Annotated in this window: 16 protein-coding genes; 11 read left to right on the top strand and 5 right to left on the bottom strand. The window is 74.9% G+C overall.

All coding sequences use genetic code 11. The annotated features are described in order from the left end of the window. Window positions 1–7: 7 nt before the first annotated feature. Window positions 8–1714: a glycosyltransferase family 39 protein gene (locus PED38_RS03090; protein WP_270979685.1), complete on the bottom strand. Its 1707-nt coding sequence runs from the start codon at window positions 1712–1714 to the stop codon at window positions 8–10. Here PED38_RS03090 and PED38_RS03085 point away from each other — a divergent pair. Next, window positions 1713–2900 (top strand): ThiF family adenylyltransferase, encoded by a 1188-nt coding sequence (locus tag PED38_RS03085; RefSeq protein ID WP_063071072.1) that lies wholly within the window; start codon window positions 1713–1715, stop codon window positions 2898–2900. The two genes, PED38_RS03090 and PED38_RS03085, sit on opposite strands and share 2 nt — an antisense overlap. A 31-nt stretch (window positions 2901–2931) precedes the next feature. On the opposite strand, the gene PED38_RS03080 is transcribed toward PED38_RS03085, so the two are convergent. Next, a complete protein-coding gene (locus PED38_RS03080) occupies window positions 2932–4203 on the bottom strand; it encodes a hypothetical protein (RefSeq protein WP_270979683.1) in 1272 nt (423 codons plus the stop codon). A gap of 229 nt (window positions 4204–4432) precedes the next feature. On the opposite strand from PED38_RS03080, the gene PED38_RS03075 reads away from it, so the two are divergent. The 6 genes from PED38_RS03075 (at window position 4433) to PED38_RS03050 (ending at window position 12525) form a co-directional block, all read left to right on the top strand. Continuing rightward, the gene (locus tag PED38_RS03075; RefSeq protein WP_270979681.1) at window positions 4433–5044 is read left to right on the top strand and encodes an acetyltransferase; all 612 of its coding nucleotides are present in this window, start codon (window positions 4433–4435) and stop codon (window positions 5042–5044) included. A 101-nt stretch (window positions 5045–5145) separates the two neighbouring features. Continuing rightward, window positions 5146–7191, top strand: a complete 2046-nt coding sequence (locus tag PED38_RS03070) for an aldo/keto reductase (RefSeq protein ID WP_270979679.1) — start codon at window positions 5146–5148, stop codon at window positions 7189–7191. After that, on the top strand, window positions 7170–8213 hold the full coding sequence (locus tag PED38_RS03065) for a LacI family DNA-binding transcriptional regulator (RefSeq protein ID WP_270979677.1): 1044 nt from the start codon (window positions 7170–7172) through the stop codon (window positions 8211–8213). Before PED38_RS03070 ends, PED38_RS03065 begins: the two co-directional genes overlap by 22 nt. A 47-nt stretch (window positions 8214–8260) precedes the next feature. Continuing rightward, entirely contained in the window at window positions 8261–8611 is a 351-nt protein-coding gene (locus tag PED38_RS03060) for a GntR family transcriptional regulator (RefSeq protein WP_270979675.1), read from the top strand. Next, on the top strand, window positions 8608–9579 hold the full coding sequence (locus PED38_RS03055; RefSeq protein WP_270979674.1) for a DUF1648 domain-containing protein: 972 nt from the start codon (window positions 8608–8610) through the stop codon (window positions 9577–9579). The genes PED38_RS03060 and PED38_RS03055 overlap by 4 nt, the downstream gene beginning before the upstream one ends. A gap of 243 nt (window positions 9580–9822) precedes the next feature. After that, window positions 9823–12525, top strand: a complete 2703-nt coding sequence (locus PED38_RS03050) for a hypothetical protein (protein WP_270979673.1) — start codon at window positions 9823–9825, stop codon at window positions 12523–12525. 6 nt (window positions 12526–12531) lie between these two features. Here the strand turns inward: PED38_RS03050 and PED38_RS03045 are convergent, their stop codons facing one another. Together PED38_RS03045 and moaA are read right to left on the bottom strand one after the other, a co-directional pair. Then, complete coding sequence (locus PED38_RS03045; protein ID WP_063071065.1) at window positions 12532–12798, bottom strand: MoaD/ThiS family protein; 267 nt, start codon at window positions 12796–12798, stop codon at window positions 12532–12534. Between the two features lies 1 nt (window position 12799). Then, window positions 12800–13885, bottom strand: coding sequence for a GTP 3',8-cyclase MoaA (gene moaA / locus PED38_RS03040; RefSeq protein WP_414146345.1), 1086 nt, complete (start codon window positions 13883–13885; stop codon window positions 12800–12802). Between the two features lie 93 nt (window positions 13886–13978). Here moaA and PED38_RS03035 point away from each other — a divergent pair, with 93 nt between their 5' ends. The 4 genes from PED38_RS03035 to PED38_RS03020 are packed head-to-tail and all read left to right on the top strand — an operon-like array spanning window position 13979 to window position 17193. Further along, a complete protein-coding gene (locus PED38_RS03035) occupies window positions 13979–14491 on the top strand; it encodes a TOBE domain-containing protein (RefSeq protein ID WP_270979671.1) in 513 nt (170 codons plus the stop codon). Further along, complete coding sequence (gene modA, locus PED38_RS03030) at window positions 14491–15297, top strand: molybdate ABC transporter substrate-binding protein (RefSeq protein ID WP_270979669.1); 807 nt, start codon at window positions 14491–14493, stop codon at window positions 15295–15297. The genes PED38_RS03035 and modA overlap by 1 nt, the downstream gene beginning before the upstream one ends. A 4-nt stretch (window positions 15298–15301) precedes the next feature. Beyond that, window positions 15302–16144 carry an ABC transporter permease gene (locus PED38_RS03025; protein ID WP_270979668.1) on the top strand — a complete coding sequence of 281 codons (843 nt, stop codon included), beginning with the start codon at window positions 15302–15304 and terminating at the stop codon, window positions 16142–16144. After that, complete coding sequence (locus PED38_RS03020) at window positions 16141–17193, top strand: ABC transporter ATP-binding protein (RefSeq protein ID WP_270979666.1); 1053 nt, start codon at window positions 16141–16143, stop codon at window positions 17191–17193. The genes PED38_RS03025 and PED38_RS03020 overlap by 4 nt, the downstream gene beginning before the upstream one ends. Window position 17194: 1 nt before the next feature. Here PED38_RS03020 and PED38_RS03015 read toward each other — a convergent pair whose 3' ends face one another. After that, window positions 17195–18643 (bottom strand): glycosyltransferase family 87 protein, encoded by a 1449-nt coding sequence (locus PED38_RS03015; RefSeq protein WP_063071062.1) that lies wholly within the window; start codon window positions 18641–18643, stop codon window positions 17195–17197. Between the last annotated feature and the right edge of the window lie 32 nt (window positions 18644–18675).

The raw sequence follows: 18675 nt of genomic DNA, 5'->3' as shown, positions 1-18675 counted from the left end.
GGGCGGATCAGCCCGCGTCGACCCGCTCGTAGCGCTCGACGTTCGCGTTCATCACGTGCCAGTCGTCGGTCTTCGCGAAGCCGCGCGGCGTGAGCGCCTCGGCGACCTCGGGGCGGATGTCCTGCCTGTCGCTCGTGACGAGCCACACGACGTCAGCGCCGTCGACCTCGTCGACCCGGTCGGCCAGCGGGTGCGTCTGCTCCCAGAGGCCGTCGGTGTCGCCGGGCGGCGTGCGCAGCAGGATGTCGTCCATGCCGCGGAACGCGTCCGGGTAGGAGTACGCGACGATGCGCGAGGTCGCCTTGGGGTGCCGGCGCACCGGGCCGAAGATCACGGCCTCGCTCGTGCCGGGGGCCTCCTGGGCGCGCTCCTCGGAGACGATCCGCGCGATGGCGGCCCAGTCGGAGTCGGCCTTCCGGGTGGTGGTGCGGTCGTGCACGAGCTGCATCACCGAGAGTGCGACGAGCGCGGCCGTCACCGCGGCGACGAGCGGCTTCCACCTCAGCGCGAGGATCCCCACGGCCATGAGCATCGCGAACGCGGGCGCCGTGTAGGCCATGTAGCGCGGCGAGTAGAGCGGCGACATGAGGGTGGACGCGCCGATCAGCAGCAGCGTGGGCACGGCGCACCACACGACCGCGAGCTGCAGGATCGTCGGCGACCATCCGGCGTGCAGGTACGCCGACTCGTACTCGGCGAGGTCGCCCTCGGGCTCGACGCGGGAGGCGCGGCGGGCGCGCACCAGGCGGATCCCGCGGCGCACCAGCAGCGCGAGGCCCAGGAGCGCGACCGCCCAGGCGACCAGCGCGAACACGTCGTTCTCGGAGAAGAGCTGGGTGGACAGCACCTGCATGACGGTGTTCGGCCCGATGGGCTTGATCCAGCCGACCTGGCCCGACTGCTCCGTCACCACGCGCACGAGCGGCAGGCTGAGGAGCCCGGCGGCGATGGACGCGGAGGCCCACCCGAGCAACGACACGACCATGGGGCGGCGGCTGCGGCGGCCGGCGCGCGCGGAGGCGACGGCCCACAGGATCACGACGCCGTGCGCGCCCACGAGCAGCGCCAGGTACACGAACGTGGAGGCGCCGAGCCACGCGAGCAGCCCGTACAGCGCCCACCACCTGGCCTGCACCTGCCAACGCGCGCCCGCCCGGCGGGCCGCGAGCACCAGCGTGATCGTGAGCGCGACGGCGATGAGCGTGCCGAGGGCGAAGGACCGGCCCTCGGTGCCCATCCAGGCCGAGCGGGGGATCACGACGAAGACGATGCCGGCCACGATGCCGGTGGCGCGCGTCGAGACGGTGCGGGTGAGGAGCACGACGCCTGCGGCGGCCAGGCCGATGAACACGGCGCTCGGGAACCGCAGCGACGTGGGGGAGTAGCCGACCAGCTCGAACCACACCTTCATGCCCGCGTAGTAGAGGCCGTGGACGGCGTCGACCGTGCTGAGCTCACGGAGCAGGTCGTCCCAGCCGCGCGTGGCGGAGATCACGGTGGCGGCCTCGTCGTACCAGACCGACGGCGCGCCGGCGAGGGGGAGCGCGAGCAGGAAGCCGAGGAGGCCGATGAGCCAGGCGTCGCCCCAGCGGCGGTGGTGGAAGCGGCCGAGGGGGGCGGAGGGGCGGCCGCCGCGGGTCCCGTCGGCGGGCCGTCGTACGCTGGGTCCGGTCGACGCGGGTCCGCGTCCGCCGTCCGTACGGAGGTCTGTCATGGGGTCGTCTCTGCCGCTCGTCGATCGGGAGGGCACCGACCCCGGAGGGCGGGGCCCGGGTGGTCAGGGCTCCGGGCAGGATGCGCACGAGCGGCGCGAACGGCACTCCCGGCACCTCGCCCTTCCCGGCATCGGGATGGGGGGTCAGTCCCGCATCGACCAGGCGCGCGTGCTCGTGATCGGCGCGGGCGGGCTGGGCTCCCCGGTGCTGCAGTACTTGGCCGCAGCGGGGATCGGGACCCTGGGAATCGTAGACGACGATGCTGTGGACCTCTCCAACCTCCAGCGCCAGACCATCCACGGCACGCCCGACGTGGGCCGGCCGAAGACCTCGTCAGCTGCGGATTCCGTGCACCGCACGGACCCCGGCATCGAGGTGATCGAGCACGCCGAGCGGCTCACCAACGACAACGCCCTCCGGATCCTGGGCGGATACGACGTGGTCGTCGACGCCACCGACAACTTCGCCACGAGGTACCTCATCAGCGACGCGGCGGCGCTCGTCGGCGTCCCGTGCGTGTGGGGATCCGTGTACCGGTTCGACGCGCAGGTCACCGTCTTCTGGGACGCGGCGCCCGACGGCCGCGGCATCGACTACCGCGACGTGTTCCCCGAGCCGCCCGCCGACGGCGCCGTGCTCTCCTGCGAGGAGGCGGGCGTGTTCGGCGCGGTGTGCGGCACGGTCGGGTCGCTCATGGCGACCGAGGTCATCAAGCTCGTCACGGGCGCGGGACAGCCGCTGCTCGGCCGGGTCGTGGTGCTCGACGCGCTCGCCGGCACCAGCCGCACCATCGGCGTGAAGCGCGCGAAGGGCCGCCAGCGGGTCACGGCGCTCGCCGACTACGACCTCTTCTGCGGTGTGGGCGCGGCCACCGACGGCACCGAGCTCGACGCGGAGGAGGTGGAGCGGATCCTCGCCTCCGACGAGCAGGTCGTCCTCCTCGACGTGCGCGAGCCCGACGAGCGCCTCGTCGACTCCATCCCCGGCCACGTCGCGGTGCCGGTGCGCATCGTCACGGTGGATCCGGGCGCGGTGCCCGGCGAGATCACCGACCGCGTCATCGTCTACTGCGCGTCGGGCGTGCGCTCGCGGGCAGCCGCGGCGGCGCTCCGTGAGGCGGGGCGCGATGCGGTGAGCCTGCGCGGCGGGATCCAGTCGTGGCGGAGCGTGGCGGGGCGGGCGTGAGCTCGCGGGTCGTCGTCGCGCGCCGGTGCGCTCAGCTCGCGTCGTCCTCGGAGGCGTCGCCCGCCTGATCGCCCTTGCCCTTGCGGCGACGCAGCGCGCCCTCCGCCAGCCTCAGCTGGAGGCCGTCGGCTGCTGCGCGGCCTCGACCGAAGGCCGCGGCTCCGAGGCGGCGGGCCGCGTCCACGCCCTCGGCGCCCTGGTCGCGCGCCGAGTCCCAGGTGTCACCCACTGCCGCGAGCCAGCGGCGCGCCTCCAGCGACTCGCGCTCGTCGGCGACGCCGAGCAGCCCGTTGAACCGCACGACGCCGGACGCCACCTGGTTGCTGGATCCCACGACCGCCCGCGAGTCGAACGGGTTGAGCAGCACCTTCGCGTTCGCGGTGCCGGCCGCGGCGTCCATCCGCTCGAGCAGGCGGTCGGTGGTGCGGCCGATCACGGCGAGGCGGTTCTGACGGACCGTGCGCAGCCCGACCCGGTGCTCGTCCAGCTCCTCCGGCGAGGCGTCGAGCACGCGGTCGAGCTCGAGCACGGCGACGGCGTCCTGGAGCTGGAAGCACCGCGCGAGCACGGCGAGCCACTCGCGCACGGTCGACTCCGCGTCCTTCGTCACGCGCACGAGGTCGTCGACCTTGGTCGTCTTCTCCATCTTCTCGGCGAGGGCGTCGAGCTGGCGGAGGGCGTAGCCCTGCGTGCGCGCGAGCGTCTGGGTCGTGCCCTGCACCTTCGACCAGGTGATGTCCGAGACGCGGCCCACCTGGGCGCGGATCATCGTGCCCTCGTCGATGACCATCTCCGCGCCGATAATGTCGGCGAGCACGGCGTCCTTCTGGCCGCGGAGGATGTCGTCGACCTTGGCGTCGATGACGGCCAGGTAGTCGCTGATCTCGTCCATGGCCTGCTCCAGGGCGTACTGGGCCATGACGGCGCCGACAGCGGCAGCGACGTTCGGATTCGCGAGCGCCTTCCCGGGTCCGGTCGCGAATTCGAGGATCTTCTTCGTCTTACCGCCGTGCATGACGATCGCGCGGCTGAGATGGTCGGCTGATCCCTTCATCGCGGGATTGTTCGCGAGCGCGGCTGCCGACTCTTTGGTCAGCTTGATCCACCGGCCGTGATTCGCAGCGATCTCAGAACCGCTCTGGATCACCGATGCCGCCACACCGATCACCGGCCACAGCTTCTTCAGCCCCAGATCCCGCCCCTTCGGCAGCTCGTTCGCGGCGAGGAAGCGCTCCACCGCGCTCGGCTCGCCGATGACGGCCAGGCCGTCGCCGTCGCTGATCAGCTGGACGTCGTCATCCACGGGGACTCCTTCGGGTGGGCCGGCCGGCTCGGTCGGGTACGGCCTGAGCCTCTCACCGTGCGCGCCGCGCGGGACGCCCCCGATCGGGGTGGATCACGCGACCGACGCCCGCAGCGACTCCGTCTCCCGCAGCTTCGCGCCCCACCGCTCCGGCTCGCCCTCCGCCGCCCGGACAGCGGACCGGTCGCATGCCCGCGAGGCGAGCGCATCGCCATGCCAGGCTCGTCGCATGACCCACGACCCCGTCATCCTCCGCTCCGACGACCCGCGGCTCGGCGGCCTGCTCGCCGCAGGCTGGAGCGTGGGCGCCCGGTCGTGGGGCGCGCAGCTCGACGCCGACCGCGTCGATGAGGCGCACCTGCGCGCGTGCGTGGCCGGCATCGCGCCCGGCCTGCGGATCCGCGAGCTCGGGCCGGACGACCGGGACCGGATCCTCGAGCTCGACGCCGCCACGATCGACGACTACCCGGGCGGCCCGGCCACCCGGCACGCGCCGTTCACGCCCGAGACCGCGCTCGTGGGCATCCCGGCGCGGCGTGCCTTCGGCGCCCTGGACGCGGACGGGCGCCTCGTCGCCCTCACGGTCGTCGACGTGGACGCGGCCGGCGCCCGGGCCGAGACGGACGTCACCGTCGTCGCGCGGACCCACCGCTCGCGCGGGCTCGGCCGTGCCGTGAAGGCGGCGTCCGTCCTGGCGCTACTCAGCGCGGGGATCCGGGCCTTCCGCACCGGCGGCTCCCGGGACAACGCGGCGATCATCGCGGCCGGCACCGCGCTCGGCTACCGCATCGACGAGGAGTGGCTCACCCTGCACGCGCCCGATGCCGCGCCTCCGTCGTGAACGTTCACGAGCCCGCTGCGCCCGCCCCCTTGACCGCGCCGGACGCCGGCCCGTAGCGTCGTCGTGAACGTTCACGCCGACGACGCCGCGAAGGGCTCCCCATGACCGACCCCACCCCGACCACCCCGACCGCTCCCGGCTGGGCGGTCCTCGGCCCGGGCAGCATCGCCCGCCGCTTCCTCTCCCAGCTCCCCGCGAGCACGCGCGGCGCCCGCCTCGTCGCCGCCGGCAGCTCGAGCGCCGAACGCGCCGGGGCCTTCGCCGCCGAGGCCGCCGACCACGGCTTCGCCGACGTCACGGGCGGCGACTACGACGCCGTCCTCGCGGATCCGACCGTCGACGCCGTCTACATCTCCACCGTGCACACCGGCCACGCCGACCTCGTGATCCGCGCCCTCGACGCCGGCAAGGCCGTCCTCTGCGAGAAGCCGCTCGCCGTCAACCACGGCACCGCGATGGCGCTCGTCGACGCGGCCCGCGCGGCCGGCCTCCCGCTCGTCGAGGCGTACATGTACCGCTTCCACCCGCAGACCCAGGCGCTCCTCGAGCTGATCCGCGACGGCGTGATCGGCGAGGTCGCCCACGTCGACGCGTCCTTCTCCTTCCGCACCGGATCCCGCACCGGCCGGCTCTACGACACCGCGACCGCGGGCGGCGGGATCCTCGACGTCGGCGGCTACACGGTCACCGCCGCGGCCGCCGTCGTGCAGGCCGCCACCGGGATCGCGGTCGCCGAGCCGCTCACCCTCGAGGTCGACGGCACGGTCGGCCCGACCGGCGTCGACGAGTGGTCGGTCGCGCGCGCCACGTACCGGGGGAGCGCAGCCCGCGGGGCCGGGCAGCCGGGCATCACCGCGACCCTCTGCACGGGCGTCGCCCTCGACGAGCCGCAGGCGCTCACGATCCACGGATCCCGCGGCCGCATCCACCTCAACGACCCGTGGACCCTCGGCGACGCCCCGACCATCGAGATCTCGGTCGTCGGCGAGGAGCCGCGCACGCTCACCTTCACGGGCGCGAAGCCGTACGCCATCGAGGCCGACGCCACGACCGACGCCCTCGCGGCCGGCCTCGGCGAGGCCGCGCAGATGACGCTCGACGAGACGCTCGCCACCGCGCGCACGCTCGACCGCTGGCGCGCCGCGCTCGACCTCCGCTACCCGTTCGAGGCGGAGGACGCCGACATCCCCACCGTCTCGGGCCGGCCCCTCCGGGTGCGCGACGACAGCCCGATGCTGTACGGCGAGATCCCCGGCGTCGGCAAGCGCATGTCGCGCCTCGTCATGGGCGTCGACAACCAGCCCGACCTCGCCCACGCGTCGGCGATCTTCGACCACTTCGTCGAGCAGGGCGGCAACGCGTTCGACACGGGCTACATCTACGGCGGCGGCGTGCTCGAGGGGCGCCTCGGGAGGTGGATCCAGAACCGCGGCATCCGCGAGGACCTGGTCGTCATCACCAAGGGCGCCCACACCCCGCACTGCGACCCCGATTCGCTCACGCGGCAGCTGCTCGAGAGCCTCGAGCGCCAGGGCACCGACTACGCCGACATCTACCTCATGCACCGCGACAACCCCGACGTGCCGGTGGGGGAGTTCGTCGACGTGATGGACGAGCACCAGCGCGCCGGGCGGATCCGCTCCTACGGCGTCTCGAACTGGACCCCGGAGCGCTTCGACGAGGCGCAGGCCTACGCGCAGGCCAACGGGCGGGCGGGCTTCCAGGCGCTGAGCGACCACTTCGGCCTGGCCGAGGCGTACGACGTGCCGTGGGCGGGGTGCGTGCACGTCACGGATCCGGCCTCCAAGGCCTGGCTCGAGGAGCGGCAGATCCCGCTGCTCCCGTGGTCGTCGCAGGCGCGCGGCTTCTTCACCGGCCGCGCCCGCCCGGACGACCTGAGCGACCCGGAGCTCGTGCGCTGCTACTACGGCGACGACAACTTCGAGCGCCTCCGCCGGGCCGAGGAGCTCGCCGCCGAGCACGGGGTGCAGGCCACGGCGATCGCGCTCGCGTACGTGCTCGCGCAGCCGTTCCCGACCTTCCCGCTCTTCGGACCGCGCACCATCTCGGAGGTCCGCTCCTCGATGCAGGGCCTCTCCGTCGAGCTCACCCCGGAGCAGGTGGCGTGGCTGGACCTGCGCGGCTGAGCGGAGCGGATGCGTCCGGCCGGGAGCCCGCGAGGGACCCGGCCGGCCGCGCCACGATCCACGACGTCGCGTCCGCCGCCGGGGTCTCCCGCCAGACCGTGACGCGCGCGATGAACGCCATGCCGGGCATCAGCGAGGAGACGAAGCGGCGGGTGCTCGACGTCGCCGACCAGCTCGCCTACCGGCCGTCGCGCTTCGGCCGCGGCCTCGTGACGGGCGGCGACCACCAGCTCGGCCTCGTGGTCGACGACCTGCGGAACCCGTGGTCGCCGGAGCTCGCGTCCGCGGTCGTGCGCGTCGCGGCGGCGCGCGGCTGGAACGTGTCGCTCGCCGACGTGGGCCTCGCCGCCGACTCCGACCGCATGGTGGAGGCGCTCGGCGCGCAGACCGACGCGGTCATCGGCACGCTCGGCTCCCGCGCCGGCGAGTGGATCGCGCGGCTCGGCTCCGTGCCCGTCGTGGAGCTGGATCCGCGCGGCGAGCCCCTGCGCGCCGCCGTCCTCCTCGATCCCTCGGGCGCCGTCGAGGCGCTCGCCGACCACCTGCGGGCGGCGGGCGTGATGCATCCGGTCGTGCTCGACGCCGCCGTGGCCGCCGGTCCGAGCGCGCGCGCCCGGCTGCTGGTCGACGCGTTCGCGGCGCGCGGGATGGCGGCGTCCGTGGTGCGCGCATCCGCACCCACCGCGGAGGCCGCGGCCGAGGCGACCGAGCGGATCGTCGCCCGGCCGCGCACCGCCGACGCGATCGTGGCCTTCAACGACGTGTGCGCGCTCGGCGTGCTGTCCGCCTGCCGCCGCGCGGCCGTCGACGTGCCGGGCGAGGTGCGCGTGGTCGGCATCGACGGCCTGTCGATCGGCCGCCTGCTCGCGCCCACGCTCACGACGCTCGCGGTGGACCTCGACGAGCTCGCCCGGAACGCGCTCGATCTCGCGGTCGCGATGATCGCGGGGGAGCTGCCGCGCTCCGGCCCCGAGGTGATCCGCACGGTGCGGCATCAGCTGGTGGTGCGCGAGTCGGCGTGATGCGCGCCCTCTGGTGCGGACATGCATTGTTCGCATAGAATGCGAACATGCTCATCACGGTGGATCCCGCGGCGAAGGCGTCGCTGGCCGACCAGGTCGCCACGCAGATCCGCTACGCCATCGCGCGCGGGGAGCTCGCGAGCGGCGAGCGTCTGCCGTCGGCGCGCGATCTCGCGGCCTCGATCGACGTGAACATGCACACGGTCCTCCGGGCGTACGCGAGCCTCCAGGACGACGGGCTCATCGAGCTGCGACGCGGTCGCGGGGCCACGGTGATCCGCTCGGGCAACGCCTCGTTCGACCGGATGCGCACGCTCGTCGAGGAGCTGCGCGCGCAGGCCGACACCCTCGGGGTGCCCCTCGACGACCTCCTCACCATGATCAAGGGAGCACGATGACCGCCACGACGCCCCCGTCCCTCCCCCTGTCCCTCGGCGCGCGCGTGGCGGTCGTCGCCCCCGCGGCCGTGATCGCCGTGGCCCTCGCCGCCGCGGCCGTCCTGCTCGCGCCGGAGCTGCCCGCCCGCATCGCCGTCCACTTCGCCGCCGACGGCACCCCGGACGGCTGGAGCTCGCCGTGGCCGATGCTCGCCGCCGCGCTCGGCCTCGCCCTCCTCGGCACGGCGCTCGCCGTCGCCGCGCTGCGCGTGCGGGACCGGCGCACCGCCGCCACGGTGCTGCTCGTCGTCAACCTCCTCGCGGGGAGCCTCGCCACGGGCTGGATCGGCATCGCCATGGCCGGCTTGGTCGGCGACGGCACGTTCCCCATGTGGTGGAGCGTCGTGTTCCTCGGCGTCGGCGCGCTGGCGGCCGCCATCCCGCTGATCGTGCTCGTGCGGCACGCGTCGCCCGTCCCCGCGCACGACGTGCCGGCGCTCCCGGTGACCGCCACGGCCCGGATCGCCTGGCGAGCCCATGCGGGCAGCGCGTGGTTCGCGGGCATCGGCGCGGCTGTCGTGGTCACCGGCATCGTGGCGGGCATCAGCACGTCCGGCATCGACGTGGGCACCGCCGCGCTCTCCTCCATCCCGCTGGTCGTGTCGGGTCTCGCGGTCCTCGTCCTGGCCCGGGTCGACGTCACCGTGGACGCCCGCGGCTTCCGGGTCACGTCGTCGTGGACGCGGATCCCCGTCATGCGCGTGCCCCTCGACCGGATCGAGTCCGGCGGCTGGGAGGACGTGTCGCCCGGCGAGTGGGGCGGCTGGGGTCTGAGGATCTCGGGGCGCGGCGTCGCGTACGTCACGCGATCCGGCCCGGGCCTCGTCGTCCGGCTGCGCGGCGGCCGGGCGCGGCTCGTGACCGTGGCGGACGCGCATCAGGGCGCGGCCGTCCTCGGCGCCCTGCTCGCCGCGCGCGACGCGGCCTGATCCGCAGCCCGGCGCCCCAGTTCTCCTCCGCGGCGCGCCCCCGGTCCGGATTCCGACGTCCGCGGCCCGCCGCCGGGACCCGTCTCCGCGGCCGCGCGCGGCCTGCACGTGCGCCTGGGGAGAATCAGTGCAGCACCTTCGCATTCGCTGGTATTTTCCGGCTGCACCGCCGGGTGCATCAGCGGGCACGACCCGTCGGTGCCCCGGTCTGAGTCGTACAGCAGCCACGCAGAGGAGCACCACGTGTCCGAACCAACACCCGACCCGTCCGCGACGGAGCCCGCCACACCGGAGCCGGTCACGCCGGAGCCCGCCACGCCGCCTCCGGCCTCCGAGACGGGAGCCGCGGCCGGCGGCCCGGCTCTCCCGCCGCCGGCCGCGGCCCCCGCGGGCATCCCCCCGATCGGCGTCCCCCCGACCGTCGGCCCCGCGACCGGCGTCTCCCCGACCGGCGTCTCCCCGACCGGCGCCGCACCGCATCGGCCCAACCCCGTGGTCGACGCCCTCCGCGGCCTCACGGTGCGCGATCGCATCGTGGCGGTCGTCGCCGGCGCCGGTGCCTACGTGGCCGCCTACCTGGTGGGCGTCGTGTGCCTCCTCCTCACCATCGCGGTCGCGATCGCCTCGAACAGCGGCTCCGGCTCGGGCTCGGGCGCGTCCTCCGGCTCCTCCGGCGGCATGTCGACGCCGAGCATCCCCGACGCGCTCGGCGCCATCGGCAACATCTTCGCCGGCCCCGCCCAGCTCATCTCGCTCGCCGACCTCGGTCGGCTGGGGGTCTCCGGAGCCCTCCAGGTGATCGTCCCCGTGACCGGATCGCTGTCGGTCGGCGTCCTGCCCGTCACCGTGGGCCTCGCGCAGCTCCTCGCGCTCGTGCTCGTCGCCCGGTACGCCGGGCGCCGTGATCAGCCGTTCCGCGTGCGCCTCGCCGGATCCGTCATCTCGGGCCTCGTGCTCGCGGTCATCAGCCTCGTGTTCGGCCTCCTCCTGGCCTTCCGCATCCCCGCGTCGAGCGGAGTCTCCATCGGCGACATCTCCGCGACCACGGTCGGATCCGTCTTCGTGGCCTTCCTCGTGGGCGTCTCCGCGACCCTCCTCGCACGTCCGGGATGGCTCACCGGCCTGCACCCCGTGATCGCCGCGGGCCTCGGCACCCTGCGGGTCGCGGCCAGCCACCTCGGAGCGCTCGTCGTCGTCTCGGCCGTCGTCATCGTCATCGGATCCGCCTTCGCCGGCTCCTCGGGACCCGGCGCCGCGCTGCCGCTGTTCCTCGGGAACCTCGCCGTCGTGCTCGCCGCCGTGAGCATGTTCGCCACGGCCTCCCCGTCCGACTTCCTCGTGCAGGTCGCGCAGTCGGCCGCCGGTTCCCGCTACCAGGCCGGCAACACCGACCTCTCCGTCCTCAGCGGCCCGGCGTCGATCTGGCTCCTCGTGCTGCTCTCCGTGCTGCTCGCGTTCGTCGCGGGCATCGCGCTCGCCATCCGCCGCGGTGCGGTGGCGCGCCGGGGCGTCGACTGGGCCGCGACTCCCGCCGCCTACTTCGTGCTCGGCATCCTCGGGCTCGTCCTCGGGACGGCCGTCGTCAGCGTCAACGTCGCGACGGTCAACGGCGACGGATCGATCGGCCTCACTCCGTGGCTGCCGGTCATCCTCGCCCTCTGGGGAGGGGCCATCGAGACCGTGGCGCGCTTCGTGGCGCCGCGGGTCCTCGCCGTCACGCCCGCCCCGCTCACGGGGCTCATCGCGCGACTCGTGGGCAGGGACGCCGCGGCCGTCGCCGCGTGGACCCCGCGTGCGCGTCCCGTGAACGCGCCCGGGGTCGGGGCGGCCACCGCCGCGTCCGCCGCGGGAGCGGTGCAGGCGGGCGACGCACCTGCGGGCGAGCCGACCGACACCGCGTCGGCCCCGGCCGTCGCGGGTCTGCCGGCGCCGCGGGCGCTGTCCCCGCGGGGGCGCCGCATCCTCATCCGCTCCTCCATCGCCGGCGGTGCGGTCGTCCTGCTCATCGTCGCGCTGTCGATCACGGGGGGCGTGCTCCGCTCCACCGTCTGGGGTCCCGGTTCCACGGCGCAGCGCTTCGTCCAGGCCATCGCCGACGGGGACGCCAGCACGGCGGGCACCCTCGCCCAGATCAACGGGATCGGCTCCGGCATGCTCACCGACCAGGTGCTGCAGTCCGCGAAGACGCGCATCTCCGACGTGCAGCTCGGCCTCGTCCACCAGGACGGCGACACGGCGACGGCGACCGTCACCTACAAGCAGGGCACGGATCCTCGGACGACCCAGGTGGGTCTCACGCGCGTCAGCACGTCGTGGCTCATCCAGGACGAGTGGCGCGTCACCTCCTCCCTCGGGGGCAAGGTCGTCGTCCAGGCACCCGCCGCTCTGGAAGGGGCGAAGATCACCGCGGACGGGATCCCGATCGGCCAGGTCGCGCACGCGTCCGGCTACGGCGGCGGCGTCCAGTCCTTCGCGGCCTTCCCCGGTGACTACACGATCGCCGTCGAGGGCACCGACTACTTCGCCGCGCCGACCGCCGACGTCACCGTCGCGGACGCGGGCACGGTGCCCGTCTCGCTGTCGCTGGCGGGTACGGACAAGCTCACGGCCGACGCCTCCAAGCTGGTGCAGGACACCATCACGTCGTGCGCGGCCCGCACGGACGCGAAGCTCCCGTCGGAATGCCCCTTCAGCGGTCCGTACTACTACTCGAACGTGTCGAACGTCTCGTACACGGTGACGCGCATGCCCGAGCTGAAGGTGATCGTGCGGGACGACGGCTCCATCGGGGTCATCTCCACCACGAGCGGCCAGGTGGAGGAGAAGTACCAGACCAGCTACTCCTTCGAGCCGACCCCCGAGCAGCACGACTACCAGGACACGTTCCAGGTCGCGCAGCGGCTCAAGCTGGTGAACGGTCAGCTCACGGTGACGGACAGCTACTGACCGCCGTCAGCCGCCCGAGAACGGCGGCAGCACGTCCACCGCGCTGCCCGCGGTGAGGGGGGCGTCGCGATCCGTGGTCGCGACGCCCTCCAGGAGGTAGGTGCAGCGGGCCAGCACGGCCGCGGCGTTCGCGGGATCCTCGGACGCCGCGGCCCGGGCGCCGAGCGCGTCCACGAGGTCGCCGAGCACGGCGCCGTCGGGCAAGTCGAGCGCGTCGGTCGTGCGGCCGAGCGCGGCGGACGCGGCGGCGAAGAGCTCCACGGGCACGATCACGTCAGCCGCCGATCGCGCTCATGGAGCGGGCGGGCTGGATGAAGTCGGCCTGGTCCATGCCGTGGCCCTTCGGCTTCGCCCACATCGCGCCGCGCCAGAGGTCGGCGACCTCGGCATCCGAGGCGCCGGAGCGCAGCGGCGCGAGCAGATCGGTCTCGGTGTGCGAGAAGAGGCAGCTGCGGACGCCTCCCGTCGCGGTGAGGCGGGTGCGGCGGCAGTCGGCGCAGAACGGCTCGGTGACGCTCGCGATGACGCCCACCCGGCCGAGCATCGCGGTGCCCGGGCCGCCCTCGCGGGAGTGCACGCGCCAGAGCTCGGCCGGGGCGCCGTCGCGTGGATCGTCGTCGGGCACGAGCGTGAAGCGCTCCGACAGGCGCCCGCGGATCTCGGCCGCCGTGATCATCTCGGCCCGGTCCCACGCGTGGTCGGCGTCGAGCGGCATCTGCTCGATGAAGCGCAGCTGGTGTCCGCCGGCGACCGCCCACTCCAGGAGGTCGGCGGCCTGGTCGTCGTTGACGCCGCGCACGAGCACGGCGTTGATCTTGATGGGCGCGAGCCCCGCGGCCGCCGCGGCGTCGATGCCCTCGAGCACGCGGTCGAGGAACGGGCGGCGCGTGATGAGGCGGAACGTCTCGGCGTGCACGGAGTCGAGCGAGACGTTGATCCGGTCGAGCCCCGCGTCACTCAGCGCCTGCGCGCGGGACGCCAGGCCGATGGCGTTGGTGGTGAGCGAGATCTCGGGCCGGTCGGGGAGGGCGGCGCACGCGGCGATGATCTCCAGCAGGTCGCGGCGCAGCAGCGGCTCCCCGCCCGTGAACCGCACCTGCCGCACGCCGAGGTCGCGCGTGCCGATGCGCACGAGCCGCTCGATCTCGGCGAGCTGCAGCGCCTGTCGGTCGGGCGTGAAGGGGAGGCCCTCGGCCGGCATGCAGTAGGTGCAGCGCAGGTTGCAGCGGTCCGTGAGGGAGATGCGGAGGTCGGTCGCGCGGCGGCCGTGGGTGTCCAGGAGCGCCGGGTCGTCGGGCCGGGCGGGACCCGGCGCGGCGGCGGGACGCGGCATGGCCGGCATCCCCAGCGAGGTGCTCATGCGTCCAGGCTACGCGCGCCCCGCCGCGGACCCGACGCGCGGCGGATCGGGCGTCTCGTCGCGCGCCGCGTGCGCGGTCCGTAGGATCGATGCATGACGCAGAACAGGGACAGGACGCCCCGTCGAGCCGCGGATGCCGACGAGGCATCCGGATCCCGCGACGCGGGCGCGCCCACCCGCTACCGCGTGAGCGAGGCCGCCGCGCTCATCGGCGTGAGCGACGACACCCTCCGCCGCTGGGCCGACGCCGGGCGGCTCGACCTGGTGCGCGGCGAGGGGCGGCTGATCCTCGTGGACGGCGTGCAGCTCGCGCACCTCGCGACCGAGCTCGCGGCGGACGGGGCGCTCGCCGCGTCCTCCTCGCGCGCGCCGCTCGCGTCGGCGCGCAACCGGATGCCCGGCATCGTCACGCGCGTCGTGCGCGACGGGGTGATGGCGCAGGTCGAGATCCAGGCGGGGCCGTTCCGCGTGGTGTCGCTGATCAGCCGCGAGGCCGCCGACGAGCTGGGCCTCGGGGTGGGCTCGCCCGCGGTCGCGACCGTGAAGGCCACGAACGTGGGCGTCGAGGCCCTCGCGCCGGAGTCGCTGACGGGCGGGCGGGCCTGATGCGCCGCGTGCGCGCGGTCGTCGTGGGGGCGCTCGCCACCGGGGTCCTGGCCACCGGGCTCCTCCTGGCCGGCTGCTCCGCCGGCGGATCCACTCCCGCCGGCGTCCCCGATCCCGCTCCCGACTCGATCTCCGGCGCCCTCGTCGTGCAGGCCGCCGCCTCGCTCACCGGCAGCATGGACCAGGTCGTCGCCGACTTCGAGGCGCAGCACCCGGGCGTGACCGTCACCGTCTCGTACGGCGGCAGCTCGACGCTCGCGCAGCAGATCGTGCAGGGCGCGCCCGCCGACGTGTTCGCGTCCGCCTCCACGGCGACGATGCGGACGGTGGCCGACGCGGGGGAGACCGCGGCAGGCCCGCGCGTCTTCGCCCGCAACGCCCTCGAGATCGCGGTGCCGCCCGGGAACCCGGGACGCATCACGGGCCTCGCCGACTTCGCCGACGCCGGTCGCACGCTCGCCCTCTGCGCGCCCGAGGTGCCGTGCGGCGCCGCGGCGGCGCAGGCGTTCACGAAGGCGGGCATCGCGCCGCAGCCGGACTCGCTCGAGCAGGACGTGCGCGCCGCCCTCACGCGCGTCGAGCTCGGCGAGGTGGACGCGGCGGTCGTCTACGAGACCGACGTGCGCGCCGCGGGCGATCGGGTGCAGGGCGTGCCCCTGCCGGACGAGGCGAACGTGACGACCGACTGCGTCGTGGCGCCGCTCGCCGGATCCGCGTCGCCTGCCGCGGCCGCGGCCTTCGCGGACTTCGTGGCTGGCGATGCCGCCCGCGCCCGGTTCGACGCCGCGGGGTTCCGTGCGCCCTGAGCGCGTGACGGCCCGCGCGCGGATCCGAACGCGCGTCCACGCCGGCGAGCGCGCCGACCGCGTGCCCGCCCTCCTCTGGATCCCGGCCGGCGTCGCGCTCGCGTTCCTCGTGCTGCCGCTCGCGGCGCTCGTGGTGCGCGCGCCGTGGGCGACGCTGGCGGAGCGGCTCCAGGATCCGGCGATCGCGCGCGCCCTCGGCCTCTCGCTCGGCAGCGCCCTCGGGGCGACCGCGCTGAGCCTCCTGCTCGGGGTGCCGCTCGCGTTCGTGCTGTCGCGCTCGGCGGGCCGGCCGCCCGTGGTGCAGCGGATGCTCCGCGCGCTCGTGACCGTGCCGCTCGTGCTGCCGCCTGTGATCGGCGGCGTGGCGCTCCTGCTCCTGCTCGGGCGCCGCGGGCTCGTGGGCGGACCGCTCGAGGCGCTGACGGGCATCACGATCCCGTTCACGACGCCGGCCGTGGTGATCGCGGAGACCTTCGTGGCCATGCCGTTCCTCGTGCTCGCGGTGGAGGGGGCGCTGCGCGGCGCCGACCGCCGGTTCGAGGACGCCGCCGCGACGCTCGGCGCGAGCCGCTGGACCGTGCTCCGCCGGGTGACCCTGCCGCTCGTCGCCCCCGGGATCGGCGCGGGCGCGGTGCTGTGCTTCGCCCGCGCGCTCGGCGAGTTCGGCGCCACCCTCACCTTCGCGGGCAGCTTCCCGGGGGTGACCCAGACCATCCCGCTGTCGGCCTACCTCGCGCTACAGACGGATCCGGACGCCGCCGTCGTGCTGAGCCTCGTGCTGCTCGCGGTGTCGGTCGTCGTGCTCGTCAGCCTGCGCGACCGGTGGACCTCGGGGGTGCACGCGTGAGCGGCGCCGCGCACGACCGGGGGCTCGACGCCCGCGTCGTCGTCGAGCGCCCCGCCTTCCGGCTCGACGTCGCGCTGCGGGTCCCGGCCGGATCCACGACCGCCGTCGTCGGCCCCAACGGCGCCGGGAAGTCGACGCTGCTGCGCGCCCTCGCCGGGCTCGTGCCGCTCACCGCGGGACGCGTCGCGCTCGACGGCCGCGTGCTCGAGGACGCGGATGCGCGCGCCCCGCGGATCCCCGCCGAGGGCCGCGGCATCGGCGTCGTCTTCCAGGACCACCTGCTCTTCCCTCACCTGTCGGCGCTGGCGAACGTCGCCTTCGGTCCGCGCGCGCACGGCGTCCCGCGAGCGGAGGCCGAGGGCCGCGCCCGCGCCCTCCTCGACCGGCTCGGGATCGCGCCCCTCGCCGACCGGCGGCCGGCGGCTCTCTCCGGCGGCCAGTCCCAGCGCGTCGCGCTCGCCCGCGCGCTCGTGCTCGAGCCGCCGCTGCTCCTCCTCGACGAGCCCATGGCGGCGCTGGACGCGGGCACGCGGCTCGACGTGCGCGACCTCCTCGCCGAGGAGCTCCGCCGGTTCGGCGGCGCGGCCGTGCTCGTGACGCACGACCCGGTGGACGCGCTCGCGCTCGCCGACCGGATCCTGGTGCTGGAGGACGGCCGCCAGGTGCAGGAGGGCGCGCCCACGGAGGTCGCGACCCGGCCCGCGACCGCGTACGTCGCCCGGCTCGTGGGCATGAACCGCGTGGAGGGCCGGGACGCCGTGGGGCGCCGGGTCGTGCTGCTCGCCGCGCCCGCCGACGTGCGGCTGGCGCGCGGATCCGACGCCGGGCCCGAGCGCGCCACCCACGTCGAGATCGCCGGCGTCGTCCGCCGTGTGGAGGCCGCGGCCGGGCGGATCCGCGTCACCCTGCGCCTCGCCGCGACCGACGCCGGCGAGCTGATGCCGGACGCGGGCGCCGAGGTCACCGCGGAGCTCGACGCCGTGGCCTTCGCCGCGCTCCGACCGGCCGCCGGAGAGCGCCTGCGCGCGCGGATCCCGCGCGGGAGCTGAGTCAGCGCGCGGGAGGTCCGTCGGCCGGCACGCGATCCCGGCCCAGCCGCCGCCGCACGGCCGCCGGGACGAGCCGCCGTCGCCCGTCCGGCCCGAGGCGCACGAGCGAGCCGACCACGACGATCGCCAGCGCGGCCCCGAGCGCGATCTGCCACGCCTCCTCGTCCGGCGCGAAGAGCCGCAGCGCGAGCGCCGCCACCACCGCGAACCACTCGCCGCGGCCCGTCATGGCGATGAACGGGATGAGCAGCAGCGCGTACCAGGGGTAGCGCGGGCTGACGGCGAGGAGGGTGACGCCGATCATCACGAGCTGGCCGAGCCAGGGATCGGCCGGGTCCGTCCGCCGCCAGACGAGCCCGGCGGTCACCGCGAGGATCAGCGCGACCGCGATCAGCCCGAACCGCCCCGGCACCACGAGCTCGATGAGGGGGAAGCGCCCGCCGTCGTCGTAGCCCTCCTCCTGCAGGTAGCCGGGCAGGTAGCCGAGCACCGCGATCCCGGTGCTGATGACGTACGGCACGTACAGCAGCGCGAAGGTCACGACCGCCGCGGTGATCACCTTCCACGGCTGCTTCCGCAGGAGCGCCGGCGCCGCGATGACCGGGATGAGCTTGGTGGCGATCGCCGCCCCGAGCGCGATGCCGCCGCGCCAGCGCATCCCGCCCGCGACGAGCAGCGACGCCGCGAGCGCGAGCAGCACCCCGAGGGCGTCGACGTGCGAGTTGGTCACGACCTCGCTCGCCACGAGCGGGCACCACGCCCAGAGCGCCGCCCACCACAGCGGCTTGCCGCGCTTCCGCAGCGCGCGCAGGAGCAGGAGCGTGACGGCCGTCATCATCACCAGGCCCGCGACCTGGAACGCCGCGTACTCGGCGCCCACGGGCACGACCGCGCGCACGCCCGCGAAGAACAGCTCGGCCATGGGCGGGTAGATGGTCGGCACCTTCGGGCGGTTGAGGGCCGTGCACATGGGCTCGTGCGTCTCCTCCTCGCGGACGCCCATGATCCGCTTCCCCTCGCAGGTGGCGGCCCCGTCCGACCCGACGACGGTCTTCGGATAGAGCCACTCGGGCCGGAGGTCGCGGAGCTCCGGATCGGCCGGCGTGTACCGGTACGGCGACTCGCCCGCGTTCTGCACGATGCCGTCCCACGCGTATCGCGCGGAATCAGTGCTGGTGTTCGGCGGTCCGACCAGCGCGGCGCCGCCGAGACCCACGGATCCGAGGATGATGAGCGCAACGGCGGCTCTCGCCGGCAGCTTCCGCACCAGGAGGACCGCCGCTCCGAACACCACCCAGATGACGACCACGAGCCAGAAGAACGGCGCGGCACCCTCGCGACGGAAGAAGGCCTCGTCGTCGGCGTCGCCGAACAGATCGAACGCGATCACCGACCACCCGGTGAGCACGGACATCACGAGCAGGACGAAGGCGGTGAGGGCGGTGCGCACACCCCATTGTGACGTCGCGCGGCTCGACGACC

It is taken from the genome of Clavibacter sp. CT19, from assembly GCF_027858075.1.
GTDB classification, from domain to species: Bacteria; Actinomycetota; Actinomycetes; order Actinomycetales; family Microbacteriaceae; genus Clavibacter; species Clavibacter tessellarius_A.
The sequence above is the reverse complement of the archived record's forward strand: the minus strand, read 5'-3'. Positions and strand labels throughout refer to the sequence as shown.

Coding starts and splice junctions, on each gene's coding strand:
- PED38_RS03085 (WP_063071072.1), top strand. CDS start 1,713: ATGGGGTCGTCTCTGCCGCTCGTCGATCGGGAGGGCACCGACCCCGGA.
- PED38_RS03090 (WP_270979685.1), bottom strand. CDS start 1,714: ATGACAGACCTCCGTACGGACGGCGGACGCGGACCCGCGTCGACCGGA.
- PED38_RS03075 (WP_270979681.1), top strand. CDS start 4,433: ATGACCCACGACCCCGTCATCCTCCGCTCCGACGACCCGCGGCTCGGC.
- PED38_RS03070 (WP_270979679.1), top strand. CDS start 5,146: ATGACCGACCCCACCCCGACCACCCCGACCGCTCCCGGCTGGGCGGTC.
- PED38_RS03060 (WP_270979675.1), top strand. CDS start 8,261: ATGCTCATCACGGTGGATCCCGCGGCGAAGGCGTCGCTGGCCGACCAG.
- PED38_RS03055 (WP_270979674.1), top strand. CDS start 8,608: ATGACCGCCACGACGCCCCCGTCCCTCCCCCTGTCCCTCGGCGCGCGC.
- moaA (WP_414146345.1), bottom strand. CDS start 13,885: ATGAGCACCTCGCTGGGGATGCCGGCCATGCCGCGTCCCGCCGCCGCG.
- PED38_RS03035 (WP_270979671.1), top strand. CDS start 13,979: ATGACGCAGAACAGGGACAGGACGCCCCGTCGAGCCGCGGATGCCGAC.
- modA (WP_270979669.1), top strand. CDS start 14,491: ATGCGCCGCGTGCGCGCGGTCGTCGTGGGGGCGCTCGCCACCGGGGTC.